Source organism: Mycolicibacter nonchromogenicus, assembly GCF_002101775.1.
Classification (GTDB): Bacteria; Actinomycetota; Actinomycetes; order Mycobacteriales; family Mycobacteriaceae; genus Mycobacterium; species Mycobacterium nonchromogenicum.
This window is the reverse complement of record NZ_LQPI01000053.1, coordinates 108,466-122,392: the sequence shown is the minus strand read 5'-3', so window position 1 is coordinate 122,392 and position 13,927 is coordinate 108,466. Positions and strand designations below refer to the sequence as shown.

Here is a 13,927-nt window from a genome sequence, read left to right as displayed (position 1 = left end):
ACGTCGGTCACCAAAGAAGCGCCGGAGCGCGAGACCTCAGTCCCGATTCGCCCCGGCGCTTCGACGTGGTGTCCTCAGTCTTTGACGAGGTCGAAAATGCGGTAGGTGATCTCGCCGCGGTCCAGGTCGCGGTAGAACAGCGACCCCTCCACGACGGCGAACTCCCGGGCGAAGCGGCGCAGGAAGAACGGCATACGCTCGTTGATCAGGGCGTTGGAGCGCGGCGAGTTGGCCGCCAGCCCGCGAACGACCTCGCGGCTGATGTCGCGCTCGTTGACCAGCCGCAGCGGCGGGGTGGCCAGGGTCTGCTGCCAATACTCGATGTCTTCCTTGGCACGGAAGTCGGTGTGCAGGAAGTGTCCACCGGGCCGCAGCACCCGGCCCACCTCCCGAACGAACTGGGCGAAGTCGGGGTAGATGTGGGACGCCTCGACGTTGATCACCGCGTCGAACGAGTTGTCGGGGAACGGCAGGTTCAGCGCGTCACCCTGCACGAAGTCCAAACCGGGCACCTGGTGGCGCTTCTTGCAGAAGGCCACACCGTCCGGGTTGAAGTCCAGGCCGGTGTAGGAAGCGGGCGCCAGCGTGCGGGCCAGGAAGGAGGCGCCGCCGCCGTGGCCGGAGCTGACCTCGAGCACGTCCTTGCCGGCCAGGTCGATTTGGGTGGCGGTCTGGTGATACAGCTGGATCGAGTACCGATTCTCTTCGTCGGCCGCGTCGAGCTCCAGGCCAAGCGGTGGGTCCTGCTCATAACCCCAGTTGAGGAAGACGACGTCGTCGTGCCCCATCCGCTTGGTCATAAACGGGTACCAGTACTTGAAGGCCTTTTTGTAGAGCGGCATCGCCGAGATCCGGTACACCAGATCGGCGCCGACTTTTTCCAAGGTCTCAGATGGGGAACGCACCATACCGAAAGTATGGCACAGCTCAGGGGGTCTCTCAGACCTCGGCGAATTGCGCCGGCTGCTGGCCGCGCTGCGGTTCACCGCGGTACCGCGACGGTGCACCGTCAATCTTGCAGATGCGCCACATCAATCGCGCGGCGGGATTCATCAGTCCGAGCTCGTGGCAGACCATCCGCACATCGGCGAACATGTCCCGCCACATCTGGCGTGAATCGGGGTCACCGAAGAACCACTTCTTGCGGGCCGACCGGGGCACACCGAACTCGCGGAAGAACGTGCGGGGCGGCACGACCATCGCCTGCCCGAGCATCCGCATGACGACGGGCACGTACAGCGAGAGCATGAACCGGCTGCTCCGCCACAGTCGAGGCACCCGCCGTTGCAGATACTGGTGGGCGAACGCGATGTGACGCGCCTCCTCGGCGACGTGGATACCGATCATCCGACGCACGATCGCCGGGGCCATGTTCTCGTCTCGAAGCGACAGGGTCTGCAGGTAGTCGAACGGGACCTCGCCGGCCAGCACGCCGAAGAAGAACGAGTTCGGCAGCGGCCCGGCGTAGAACGGCACGATGGGGGACAACACGCGCAGCCATCGGGGCATGCCGGGAACGTCGACGCCGATGCGGTTCACCAACTCCTGAAACATCAGGGTGTGATTGCATTCCTCGATGCACTCATGCAGGCAGTAGCGATACTCCGGCGATCCGTTGGGCACCCAGAACGTGTAGTGCATGAGACCCCGGACCAGAATGCCCTCGAACTGCACACCGACCTTGGCCATGTTGGCCTGGCGCCACATGCCCATCGCGATCTGCTTCTCCAGGGGCTGCGACCGATACCAGGGATGGCGGGCCAGCGGGTCCGCTCCCGACAGGACCCAGCGAGGGTCATCGGTTCTGACCGCGAGTTCGGGATCCTTCCAGTCGATGTCGACATACGGATTGAAGTTGCGTCGCACCGAGCTTTCGGACAGCGTCGACAGCGTTTCGCCGTAGGCCACGTCGCCACCGACGTACATCGCGCTCTTCAAGCGCCGGAAGAAGTAGAAAAGGGCACACGGGACCGAAGCGACGGCGATCATGCCGGCAATCAGCCAGCAGATCTCGATCACGACGGTCGGCATACGGACTCATCCTCTGTTCAAGGCACGCGCCGCCATCGGGCGAAGGCCGTAACGAAGCTTATCGTGAAGTTTGGCAAACTAATAAGGTTCCACCGTTCACTTGAGTGTGATCGGCATCATCTTAGTACCGGGCGGCGTCCGTTGCTTTATCTTCTGCCCCCCGATCGCCGAAAAGCGCTCTGAACTGCACATACGGCGGCTTATGGCGGCGTTGGGGTACCGTGTTCTCCTTATGGGGACCCAGCAATATGACGCCGTTATCGTGGGCGCGGGCTTCGGCGGCATCGGTGCCGCCATCGAACTGACCAAGCTCGGCTACGAGAACATCGTGATCGTCGACCGCCTCGACGGACTCGGCGGAACATGGCGGGTCAACCACTACCCGGGCCTGTCGGTCGATCAGCCCTCCACTACTTATTCCTACTGGTTCGAGCCCAACCCCTACTGGTCGCGGCTGTTCGCCCCCGGTCACGAAGTCCAGGCCTACGCCGAACACGTGGCCGAAAAGTACGACGTGACCCGCTTCATGCGCTTCAACACCTGCGTCGAAGGTGCCCAGTGGGATGAGGACGCCAAGCTGTGGCGGACCTCGCTGGCCGGCGGTGAGACGCTGACCTCGCAGTTCCTCATCGTCGCCACCGGCTTCCTGTGCCAGCCCAAGATCCCGGACATCCCCGGCATCGAGACATTCGCCGGTCATATCGTGCACACCGCCGAGTGGGATCACGACTACTCGATGGCCGGCCGTCGGGCCGCGGTCATCGGAACCGGATCCACCGGGATCCAGGTGATCCCCGAGCTGGCCAAAGAGGTCGCCGATCTGACGGTATATCAGCGCACCCCGATCCTGGTGACGCCCAAGTCTGACGTGGTGTTCCCGCCGGTGGTGCAGCGAATGTTCGCCCGGGTGCCGTTCACCCAGCGCATCGTGCGGTGGCTGACCGACAACACCACGGACTTCATGATGGTCCTGACCATGTGGCGCTATCGCCGCTTCAAGTTCCTCAACAAGGCAATGGCGGCCCAGTCGGCGCTGCATCGGCGCCGGGCGGTACGTGATCGTGAACTCGCCGAGAAGATGCGGCCCGACTTCGACTTCGGCTGCAAGCGGCCGTCGATCTCCAATGACTACTACCCGACATTCGCCAAGCCGAACGTGCACCTGGTGACCGAGGGGATCGAACGTATCGAACCCGACGGCATCGTGGCACGGGACGGCACCAAGCGCGAGATCGACACCTTGGTGCTGGCGACGGGATACGACGTCTGGGAGGGCAACCTGCCGGCGATCGAGGTGATCGGACGCGGGGGCCGCAACTTGGGCAAGTGGTGGCGGGAGACCCGTTTCCAGGCCTACCAGGGCATGACCGCCCCGCAGTTCCCGAACTTCATCAACATGTCCAGCCCGTTCTCGTGGGTCGGTTTGTCCTGGTTCAACACAGTCGAGTACCAGACCCGGCATATGAACCGGCTGTTCAGTGAGGTGCAACGGCGCCGGGCGCAGACGTTCGAGGTCACCGAGGAAGCCAACACCGCGTTCTATGAGCGGATGATGGCCCTGCTGGACAACTCGGTGTTCCACCTCGGCAACTGCGCGACGTCGAATTCGTACTGGTTCAACCAGACCACCGGGGAGGCTCCGCTGTTCCGGCCGACGTCGGTGCGCAGCGCCGTCAAGGAGCAGGACCACTTCCCGCTCTCGGACTATCTGATCGGATAGTTTCGGCGGCTACGGTCCTGAACAGGGGGTTACAGTGATCGTTTGGGCACAGTGTCTGGTGGGGGGCATCAGAAAATGACGCGAGAACGCCTGAACCGGGGTGGCCGGTCGTCTGCGGCCGCATTCGTTCGCCGCTTCGCGTTGCCGATCATCTTGGGCTGGGTGGCCCTCACCGTCGTGGTGAGCGTCGCCGTGCCGCCGCTGGAGCAGGTGGCCAAGGAACACCCGGTGTCATTGAGCGCCAAAGACTCACCATCGATTCAGGCGATGGCGCGGCTGGGCCAAGACTTCGCGGAGTCCGACACCGACAGCGCGGCGATGATCGTCATCGAAGGCGACGAACCGCTCGGCGACGCCGCTCACCACTACTACAACGAGATCATCGCCGCGCTCAACGCCGACACCACGCACGTGCAACACATCCAGGACTTCTGGGGTGACCCGCTGACCGCGGGTGGCGCCCAGAGTTCGGACGGCAAAGCCGCATTGGTCCAGCTCAACCTCGCCGGAAACCAGGGCGAGGCGCTGGCCAACGACTCGGTCGAGGCGGTCCGCGATGTCGTGGACCGCACACCCGCACCGCCGGGGGTGCGGGCCTACGTCACCGGCCCGGCGCCGATGGTCACCGACATGAACACCAGTGGCGACCGGGCGGTGCTCAAGATCCTGATCGCCACGGTCTCGGTGATCACGCTGATGCTGCTGCTGCTCTACCGATCCATCAGCACGGTCGCACTGCTGCTGGCCGTGGTCGGGATCGAGCTGGCGGCGGCGCGCGGAATCGTCGCCGCACTGGGGCATTACGGCGTGATCGGGCTGTCCACGTTCGCGATCAACATTCTGGTCACGCTGGCGATCGCCGCCGGCACCGACTACGGAATCTTCTTCATCGGCCGCTACCACGAAGCCCGCCATGCCGGCGAAGATCCGGAGACGGCGTACTTCACCACCTACCGCGGCGTTGCCCACGTGGTGCTGGCCTCGGGGCTGACCATCGCCGGCGCCACGTTCTGCCTGAGCTTCACTCGATTGCCGGTCTTCCAGACCATGGGTGTGCCCTGCGCGGTCGGCATGGTGGTGGCGGTGGCGATCGCACTGACGCTGGTCCCGGCGGTCCTGGCCGTCGCCTCGCGTCACGGTCTGCTCGAACCCCGCCGCAAGATGTCCGTCCGCGGCTGGCGCAAGGTGGGCACCGCGATCGTCCGCTGGCCGGTGCCGATCTTCCTGGCTGCCTGCGCGGTCGCGCTGATCGGACTGCTTGCACTGCCCGGCTACCAGGTGAGTTACAAAGACCCGTCGTTCATTCCGCAGGACACCCCGGCCAACCTCGGCTGGGCAGCAGCGCAGCGGCACTTCCCGGAGGCGCGCCTGCTCCCGGAAGTGGTGCTGATCGAGTCCGATCACGACATGCGCAACTCCGCGGACTTCCTGGTCCTCAACAAGCTGGCCAAGAGCATCTTCGCCGTCGAGGGTGTGGCCATGGTGCAGGGGGTGACCCGGCCGGAGGGCACCCCGCTCGGACACACCTCGATCCCGTTCCTGCTCAGCATTCAGAGCGCGGGCCAGATGCAGAACCTGGACTTCGTCAAGAACCGGGTGGCCGACATGCGCCAGCAGGCTGATGACCTCGAGGTGACCATCGCCTCGCTGCAGCGGATGTATGGGCTGATGCAGCAGTTGGGCGCCAGTACGCATCATGCGACCGGAGTCTCACAGGAGGCGATGGACCTGGCTCAGCAGGTGCGCGGCGACATCACCGACTTGAACGAGAACTCCAAAGCGCTTCGCGAATCTGTTGAGAAGCAACAGAATTGCGGCAACGATTCGACCTGCTTGTCGCTGCGCGCGGCCTACGCCTCGATGGACGGCACCATGCTGCTCACCGACAAGATCAATGAACTGGCCCCCGACATGAGCAACATCGATGTGGTGACACCGCAGCTGCTGGAGATGATGCCGGCGCAGATCGCCGCAATGCGCAGCCTGCAGACCATGATGCTGACCCTGCACAGCACCATGTCGGGGATCGTGGCGCAGATCGAGGAGGCCGGCGGCGACTCGGCCGCGATGGGCCAGGACTTCGACGCCGCGATGAGCGACGACTCGTTCTATCTGCCTCGGGATGCCTTCGACAACCCCGACTTCAAACGGGTGATCCAGCTGTTCCTGTCGCCGGACGGGCACGCGGCGCGGTTCTTCGTCACCCACGACGGCTACCCGGCCACTCCGGAGGGCATGGCGCGGGTCAACCTGATCAAGAAGGCCGCCACCGAGTCGCTGAAGGGCACCCCGCTGTCGAGCGCCAAGGTCTACGTGGCCGGCACCGCAGCGCTCTTCAACGACCTGCAGGGCAGCGCCAACTACGACCTGCTGATCGCGGGAATCACTTCACTGGCAATCATTTTCATCATCATGCTGCTGATCACTCGCAGCTTCATCGCCTCGGTGGTGATCGTCGGGACGGTGCTGGCGTCACTGGGGGCGTCGTTCGGGCTGTCGGTACTGCTGTGGCAGTACATCTTCGGCATCAACCTGCACTGGCTGGTGATGGTGATGTCGGTGATCATCCTGTTGGCGGTGGGCTGTGACTACAACCTGCTGCTGGTCGCCCGGTTCAAAGAGGAGATGGGTGCCGGACTGAAGACCGGCATCATCCGCACCATGGGCGGAACGGGCAAGGTCGTCACGGCTGCCGGGCTGGTGTTCGCCTTCACGATGGCGTCCATGCTCGTCAGTGATCTGCGAGTGGTGGGCCAGGTGGGCACCACGATCGGGCTCGGGCTGCTGTTCGACACCCTGGTGGTGCGCTCGTTCATGATGCCGTCGATGGCGGCGATGTTGGGCCGGTGGTTCTGGTGGCCACTGAACGTGCGGGAGCGCCCGGCCCGGGCTGTGCCGGCGACGGTGCCGGCTGACTCGGCCGCCGCGGACGGCACGGTCGTCCAGCAGGACCGGACGTTCGAGGACATGCTCGCCACGGCGTTCCCGGAATTGTCCGGCCGTCCGGGAGGCCAGGATCGGCCCACTGAGGTGCTGGCCGCCGTTCAGCCCCCGGAGGACGAGACCGATCACTGAGCCGGCGCCCGGCTCTGGTCAGCGTCCCACCGCGTGGGCTAGATTTAAACGAGTTTTCGTTGTAGAAATTATTGGCGGGCCGGACGCGCGCGTTCAGCGGTGCCCGCCGTGGTCGTTGATCAGGTCCGGAGGGGAGCGCCATACATGCCCGATGCAGCCCTTTCTGCAGCACTGGAGCGTGCGCATCTGCAGATCGAAGAGGGAATCAGTGCCTTTGTGGAGGGTCTGCAGGACGGCAGTGTCGACGCCGACGGCCTCAGCGCAACACTGGCTGAGCTGCGCCGCCACATCTATCTGGAGGAACAACTGCTGTTCCCGACGATCAGCGCGGGCCCGCACATGATGGCGGTCTTCGGGATGGTCCGGGGCCACGGCGCGATCTGGCGCACCATGAACGCTTTCGACGACCTGGCCCACGCCGGTGCGGATCATGCCACCCTGCGGGCGGCCGGCCGCCGGCTGCTGGATCAACTCGCTGCCCACAACAAGGTGGAGGAGCCGGTGATCTACCCGGTCGCCGACACCGGGCTGGCACCGGAAGTGGCCGCCGAAGTGGCCGAGTTCCTCGCTGCCGGCCAGATGCCCCGCGGCTGGACCTGCGCACGATCAGCTGCCTAGGAGCCGCAGCCCTGCCGGAGTGGACGTTGGCGGCAGGATTTAAACTCCTAGGCAACGGCATTGAACCGGCAATCACCGGGGAGCCTTCGGAAGAACAGCCCACCGCCTGGCGGACGGCTCAGTAGAACCGAACGGGACGGCCCGTCACAGCCTGACATCGAGCGGTCGCGCGCCCCGGCAGGGAGTGCGGCAAGCGGGGTGGTACCGCGGCGCTCGCGCAACCGCGCGGCGTCGTCCCCGGGCCGGGTCCTTGGGAGACAACACACCGTGAGCGAACGCAGCTATCCGAAGCCGGCCGCCGGCGCCCCCGACTTCCCGGCGGCTGAAGCCGCCGTCCTGGACTACTGGGCCGCCGACGACACCTTCCGGGCCAGCATCGACCGTCGCGAAGGCGCCAAAGAATACGTGTTCTATGACGGGCCGCCGTTCGCCAACGGGCTGCCGCACTACGGGCATCTGCTGACCGGCTACGTCAAGGACATCGTGCCGCGCTACCGCACCATGCGCGGCTACAAGGTGGAGCGCCGGTTCGGTTGGGACACCCACGGGCTGCCGGCCGAGCTGGAAGTGGAGCGCCAGCTCGGAATCACCGACAAGTCGCAGATCGACGCGATGGGCATCGCCGCGTTCAACCAGGCATGCCGGGAATCGGTGCTGCGCTACACCGCGGAGTGGCAGGCCTACGTCACCCGGCAGGCCCGCTGGGTGGACTTCGACAACGACTACAAGACCCTCGACCTGCCGTTCATGGAATCGGTGCTGTGGGCGTTCAAGCAACTCTGGGACAAGGGCCTGGCCTACGAGGGTTACCGGGTGCTGCCGTACTGCTGGCGCGACGAGACGCCGCTGTCCAACCACGAGCTGCGGATGGACGACGACATCTACAAGAGCCGCCAAGACCCGGCGCTGACCGTCGGGTTCCGGATCGTGGGCGGGGGACCGGCCGAAGAACTCGTGGGCGCCCACCTGTTGGTGTGGACCACCACCCCGTGGACACTGCCGTCCAACCAGGCGGTGGCGGTCAACCCGGAGGTGACCTATGTGCTGGTCGCGGCGGGCCGGCGCCGCTACCTGCTGGCCGAGGCGCGGGTGGGCGCCTACGCACGCGAACTCGCCGGGGAGGGCGAGGAGCCCCAGGTGCTGGGCAGCTACCGCGGGTCGGAACTGCTCGATATGCGCTACACGCCGCCGTTCCCGTACTTCATGGATTCCGCGAACGCCTTCCGCGTGCTGGCCGCCGACTTCGTGTCCACCGAGGACGGCACGGGCATCGTGCACCTGGCGCCCGCCTACGGTGAGGACGACAAGAACACCACCGACCCGGCTGGAATCTCCCCGGTCACCCCGGTGGACTCCAAGGGCCGCTTCGACGCCACCGTTGCCGACTATGTCGGCCAGCATGTCTTCGACGCGAACAAGGCGATCATCGCCGATCTGAAGAACGGCACCGGGCCGGCCGCGGCCAACGGTGCGGTGCTGGTTCGCCACGAGACATATGAGCACCCGTACCCGCACTGCTGGCGGTGCCGCAATCCGCTGATCTACAAGGCGGTGTCGTCGTGGTTCGTCCGGGTCACCGAATTCCGCGACCGGATGGTTGAACTCAACGAGCAGATCACCTGGTATCCCGAGCACATCAAGGACGGGATATTCGGCAACTGGCTGCGCGGTGCACGCGACTGGTCGATCTCGCGGAATCGCTACTGGGGCACGCCGATCCCGGTGTGGAAGTCCGACGATCCAGCCTATCCGCGGATCGATGTCTACGGCAGCCTCGATGAGCTGGAACGCGACTTCGGGGTGCGCCCGGACAACCTGCACCGCCCCTACATCGACGAGCTGACCCGGCCCAACCCCGACGACCCGACCGGGCGTTCGACCATGCGGCGCATCCCCGACGTGCTGGACGTCTGGTTCGACTCCGGGTCGATGCCATTTGCCCAGGTGCACTATCCATTTGAGAACCAGGACTGGTTCTTGGGCGGTGCGGCCGGCGATGCCGAGCCGCACTACCCGGGTGACTTCATCGTCGAATACATCGGGCAGACCCGCGGCTGGTTCTACATGATGCATGTGTTGGCCACCGCGCTGTTTGACCGTCCGGCGTTCAAAACCTGTGTGGCGCACGGCATCGTGCTGGGCAGCGACGGGCAGAAGATGAGCAAGTCGCTGCGCAACTATCCGGATGTCAGCGAGGTCTTCGACCGCGACGGCTCCGACGCCATGCGCTGGTTTCTGATGGCCTCGCCCATCCTGCGCGGCGGAAACCTGATCGTCACCGAGGCGGGCATCCGGGAAGGCGTGCGCCAGGTGATGCTGCCGCTGACCAACGCCTACACCTTCCTGACGTTGTACGCCCCGAAACCCGGTGTGTGGCACACTGATTCGCAACATGTTCTGGACCGCTACATCCTGGCCAAGCTGGCGTCGCTGCGCGACGACCTGACGCAGGCCCTGGATGTATGCGATATCTCCGGAGCCTGCGAGCAACTGCGGCAGTTCACCGAGGCGCTGACAAACTGGTATGTCCGCCGTTCCCGGCAACGGTTCTGGGACGAGGACCCGGACGCGATCGACACGCTGCACACGGTGCTGGAGATCACCGCACGACTGGCCGCGCCGCTGCTGCCGATGACCACCGAGGTGATCTGGCGCGGTGTCACCGGGGAGCGCTCGGTGCACCTGACCGATTGGCCCGAGCCCGGCAGCCTGCCCGCGGACGCCGAGTTGGTGGCGGCGATGGACCAGGTCCGCGAGGTCTGCTCCGCGGGGTCGTCGGTGCGCAAGGCGCACCAGCTGCGGGTCCGGCTGCCGCTGCCCAAACTCACGGTGGCCGTCGACGACCCGCAGCGCCTGGCGCCGTTCACCGACCTGATCGCCGACGAGCTCAACGTCAAGGCCGTCGAGCTGACCGATGACATCGCGCGGTACGGGCGATTCGATCTGGCGGTCAATGCGAAGGTGGCCGGTCCCCGCCTGGGCAAGGATGTCCAGGCCGCGATCAAAGCGGTCAAAGCCGGCGAGGGCGTCGTCAACCCGGACGGCTCCCTGAGCGCGGGGCCGGTGGTGCTCCTCGAGGGCGAATACACCTCCAAACTGGTGGCCGCTGACCCGCAATACACCGTGGCGCTGCCCGACGGCGCCGGCCTGGTGGTGCTCGACAGCGCGGTGACCCCCGAGCTGGAGGCCGAGGGCTGGGCCAAGGACCGGATCCGGGAACTGCAGGAACTGCGCAAGACCAGCGGTTTGGACGTCTCCGATCGGATCAGCGTGGTGATCGCGGTACCCGCGGAGCGGCTGCAGTGGGCCGAGAATCATGCGGAGTTGATTGCCGGCGAGATCTTGGCGACCCGTTTCGAGTTCGGAGACCCGGCCGATCCGGTGGAAATCGGGGACGGGGTGCGGGTGTCCATCGCCAAGAATTGAGGTCCCGGCCGCCGAAAATTTAGCGCTCCAGCCAGGGGCGACTTTTTTGCGCAGAGATTTTTATGTCGGACCCAACCTGTCAATACCTGTGAACGGGCATCGCGCCATTAACTGCGAAATGCCTGCGAACGCTGTTTGTGCACTGTGCGGTGGTACCAAGCCCCGCCACGCGTGCGCGCCGGCAGCACCACCCCGGTCGGTGTGACCGGGTTGACCCGGGCGCAGTCCTGCGGATCCGCCCAGTCGGTGAATTCGACGCCGATTCGTCCCCGGTTAGCCTTCACGACATAGACACGGTTGTCTGCGGTTGGTCCTGACCCACCCGAATTGCCAGAGCCCTGGCAAGCCGTTGCGTGACATCACGCAACTCGGGTGGGTTCGTTCATTACTTGGCTGGAGGGACAGGGCATTCATGGATTTCGGGGCACTTCCACCGGAGGTCAACTCCGCGCGAATGTATGCCGGCCCGGGTTCGGCGCCGCTGCTGGCCGCGGCCGCCAGCTGGTCGGCGCTGGCCACCGAGCTGACCTACACCGCCACGTCGTACGCCTCGGTGATCACCGACCTGGCGGACTCGGCGTGGCACGGGCCCTCGGCGGCGACGATGTCGGCCGCCGCGGCCCCGTATGCGGCGTGGCTGAAGGCCACGGCGGTGGGGGCTGAGGAGACGGCGCTGAAAGCCACGGCGGCCGCCGCCGCCTATGAGGCCGCCTTCGCCGCCACCGTGCCGCCGCCGGTGATCGCCGCCAACCGGACCCTGCTGGCCACGCTGGTGGCCACCAACTTGCTGGGGCAGAACGCCCCGGCGATCGCCGCGACCGAGGCGCAGTACGCCGAAATGTGGGCGCAGGATGCGGCCGCGATGTACGCCTACGCCGGCTCGTCGGCGACCGCCAGCCAGCTGGAGCCGTTCAACACCCCGCCGGCGACCACCAACGGCAGCGGGCAGGCCGGCCAATCGGCGGCCGTCGCCAACGCCGCCCAGTCCGCCGTGGCCTCCAACGCGGAGTCCACCCTGTCCGACACCCTCAGCAAGATCCCGAACGCCCTGCTGAACATGGTCACGAAACCCTTGACGCCCACCCAGATGGTGGACGACTACCAGGCGATCATCAAAACCATCACCAGCCTGATCAGCACGGCCAACGGGCCCTACGGCATGAATATCGCGAGCTCGGCACGCGGCATCTACCAGATGTCGATCAGTATCCCGTCCGTGGCCAACGGGCTCGGGAACCTGACCAGCACGCTGAACCCCAAGCCGGTCGTCGGCGCCCTGTCGCCGTTGCTGTCCAGCCCGCTGCTGACCGGCGCGCAAGCCGTTCCGGCGTCGGTGTCGAGCGCGGTCGGCCGGGCCGGGCTGATCGGATCGCTGTCGGTGCCCTCGACCTGGGCCACCGCCGTTCCGGCGGTCAAGACCGCCACCGTGGCACTGCAGGCCTCAGTACTCGAGGCGGCTCCGGTCCTGGCCGCCAACGGCGAGAGCCTGCTGGCCGGCGAGATGGCGCTGGCGAGCTTGGCCGGGCGTGCGATCGGGACCCCGGTGCGTCAGGCCGCGGGAGCCACCGCCACCCGGGCGATCAGTGCGATCAGCCATGTCACCAACACCCAGACGGGGCCGGATATCGCCACCACCGCCACCGTCATCGTCATCCCCCCGATCGCGAAATAGCGGAAGTAGGTCGCGTTCATGGTTTTTCAGAGCTTCGCAGCACAGCCGCCGGAAGTCGTCTCCGGGCAGATGTATTCGGGACCGGGTGCCGACCCGTTGTTCGCCGCGGCGGCGGCCTGGTCGGGGCTGGGCGCCGAGTTGCGCGCCACCGCCTCCACGTATGAGGCGACCCTGGCCAGCCTCAGCGGTGGCTGGCAGGGGCCGGCGGCGGCGGCGATGGCGGCTGCCGCAGCGCCGTATGTGAGCTGGCTTTCGACCACGGCAGCGCAGGCCGAACAGACCGCCGCCCAGGCGTCGGCCGCCGCGGCCGCCTACGAATCGGCTTTCGCCGGGATCGTGCCGCCGCCGGCGATCGCGGCCAACCGCAGCCAGCTGGCCTCGCTGGTGGCCACCAACATTCTCGGGCAGAACAGCACCGCGATCGCCGCCGTCGAAGCGGAGTACGGCCGGATGTGGGCCCAGGATGTCGCCGCCATGCTCGGCTACGCCGCCGCTTCGGCGGAGGCCACCAATCTGACCTCGTTCACCGCGGCCCCGCGGACCACCAACGGTGATCCGGGCAGCGCGGACGCCACCGCCGAAGACGACCTGATCCAGTTGATCACCAAGGAGATCAACTCGTGGACCAAGGCCTACAACACCGGCTGGCAGAACCTGATCGACGGTTTCGTCGGCAACACCTACCCGCATGAGTTGTGGGAGAGCCACCTGTCGTTGGCCAGCGGAGTCAGTGGCCAGACCGGGTGGGTCAACGCGGTGCATGCCAGTACCAACCTCGGCATCACCCAGTTCCGGGCCGGCTACAAGGCGGCGGTCCCGGTGATTCCGAAGTCGGCGCTGGGCGGGCTGCACAGCGGCGGCCTGACCGCGGGCGCCAGCCTCTCCTCGACGGCCAGCGCCGCCTCCGGCAGCGCGATGCGGGTCGGGGCGCTGTCGGTACCGCCGAACTGGGCCAGTGCCACGGCGGCCATTCAGCTGGCCTCCACGTCGCTGCCCGAGTCGGCCCTGGCTGCCGCACCTGCCGCCGGTACCGTGCCCGGCATGCTCGCGCCCGCGGCCATGGGCAGCGCTGCCGGTGGTGCACTGGGCGCGTCGGCGGCGCGCACCCGAACGGTTGCGCCGGTCGCGCGCGTGGTGTCGACCAACATCAAGGACCGTGAGGCGCCCGTCCCGCTCGACCAGGTGATCGCGCAACTGCAGCAGACGCCGGAGGTGGTGCAGCACTGGAACATCGATGCGGCCGGCCTGGATGAGCTGGTCGCCAAGCTGTCCCTGAAGCCGGGCATTCACGCGGTGCACGTCCTCGAGGAGGAGGGCAGTGCGCTCGCCGGATCGAACACCGCGCTCGGCTGACGCGATCCGGATGTCTGATTTCGGCTACTCCA

Annotated in this window: 7 protein-coding genes and 1 pseudogene; 6 read left to right on the top strand and 2 right to left on the bottom strand. The window is 66.3% G+C overall.

The window, feature by feature from the left end:
- Positions 1-74: 74 nt before the first annotated feature.
- Complete coding sequence (locus AWC18_RS15160; RefSeq protein WP_076047122.1) at positions 75-842, bottom strand: phthiotriol/phenolphthiotriol dimycocerosates methyltransferase; 768 nt, start codon at positions 840-842, stop codon at positions 75-77.
- A 97-nt stretch (positions 843-939) separates the two neighbouring features.
- Positions 940-1,989: an AurF N-oxygenase family protein gene (locus AWC18_RS15155; RefSeq protein WP_420093348.1), complete on the bottom strand. Its 1,050-nt coding sequence runs from the start codon at positions 1,987-1,989 to the stop codon at positions 940-942.
- A gap of 274 nt (positions 1,990-2,263) precedes the next feature.
- Between AWC18_RS15155 and AWC18_RS15150 the strand changes: the two genes are divergently transcribed.
- From AWC18_RS15150 to AWC18_RS15125, 6 genes and pseudogenes are all read left to right on the top strand, one after another.
- Positions 2,264-3,751 carry a flavin-containing monooxygenase gene (locus AWC18_RS15150; protein ID WP_085139250.1) on the top strand — a complete coding sequence of 496 codons (1,488 nt, stop codon included), beginning with the start codon at positions 2,264-2,266 and terminating at the stop codon, positions 3,749-3,751.
- Between the two features lie 75 nt (positions 3,752-3,826).
- A pseudogene (locus AWC18_RS15145) lies at positions 3,827-6,658 on the top strand (MMPL/RND family transporter); the annotation flags it as partial.
- Between the two features lie 312 nt (positions 6,659-6,970).
- Positions 6,971-7,444, top strand: coding sequence for a hemerythrin domain-containing protein (locus tag AWC18_RS15140; protein WP_064999174.1), 474 nt, complete (start codon positions 6,971-6,973; stop codon positions 7,442-7,444).
- Positions 7,445-7,711: 267 nt separating this feature from the next.
- Positions 7,712-10,870, top strand: coding sequence for an isoleucine--tRNA ligase (gene ileS / locus AWC18_RS15135; RefSeq protein ID WP_085139249.1), 3,159 nt, complete (start codon positions 7,712-7,714; stop codon positions 10,868-10,870).
- 412 nt (positions 10,871-11,282) lie between these two features.
- Positions 11,283-12,542: a PPE family protein gene (locus AWC18_RS15130; RefSeq protein ID WP_085139248.1), complete on the top strand. Its 1,260-nt coding sequence runs from the start codon at positions 11,283-11,285 to the stop codon at positions 12,540-12,542.
- 18 nt (positions 12,543-12,560) lie between these two features.
- Positions 12,561-13,895, top strand: a complete 1,335-nt coding sequence (locus tag AWC18_RS15125) for a PPE family protein (protein WP_085139247.1) — start codon at positions 12,561-12,563, stop codon at positions 13,893-13,895.
- Positions 13,896-13,927: the final 32 nt, after the last annotated feature.

Coding starts and splice junctions, on each gene's coding strand:
- AWC18_RS15160 (WP_076047122.1), bottom strand. CDS start 842: ATGCCGCTCTACAAAAAGGCCTTCAAGTACTGGTACCCGTTTATGACC.
- AWC18_RS15155 (WP_420093348.1), bottom strand. CDS start 1,989: ATGATCGCCGTCGCTTCGGTCCCGTGTGCCCTTTTCTACTTCTTCCGG.
- AWC18_RS15150 (WP_085139250.1), top strand. CDS start 2,264: ATGGGGACCCAGCAATATGACGCCGTTATCGTGGGCGCGGGCTTCGGC.
- AWC18_RS15140 (WP_064999174.1), top strand. CDS start 6,971: ATGCCCGATGCAGCCCTTTCTGCAGCACTGGAGCGTGCGCATCTGCAG.
- AWC18_RS15130 (WP_085139248.1), top strand. CDS start 11,283: ATGGATTTCGGGGCACTTCCACCGGAGGTCAACTCCGCGCGAATGTAT.
- AWC18_RS15125 (WP_085139247.1), top strand. CDS start 12,561: ATGGTTTTTCAGAGCTTCGCAGCACAGCCGCCGGAAGTCGTCTCCGGG.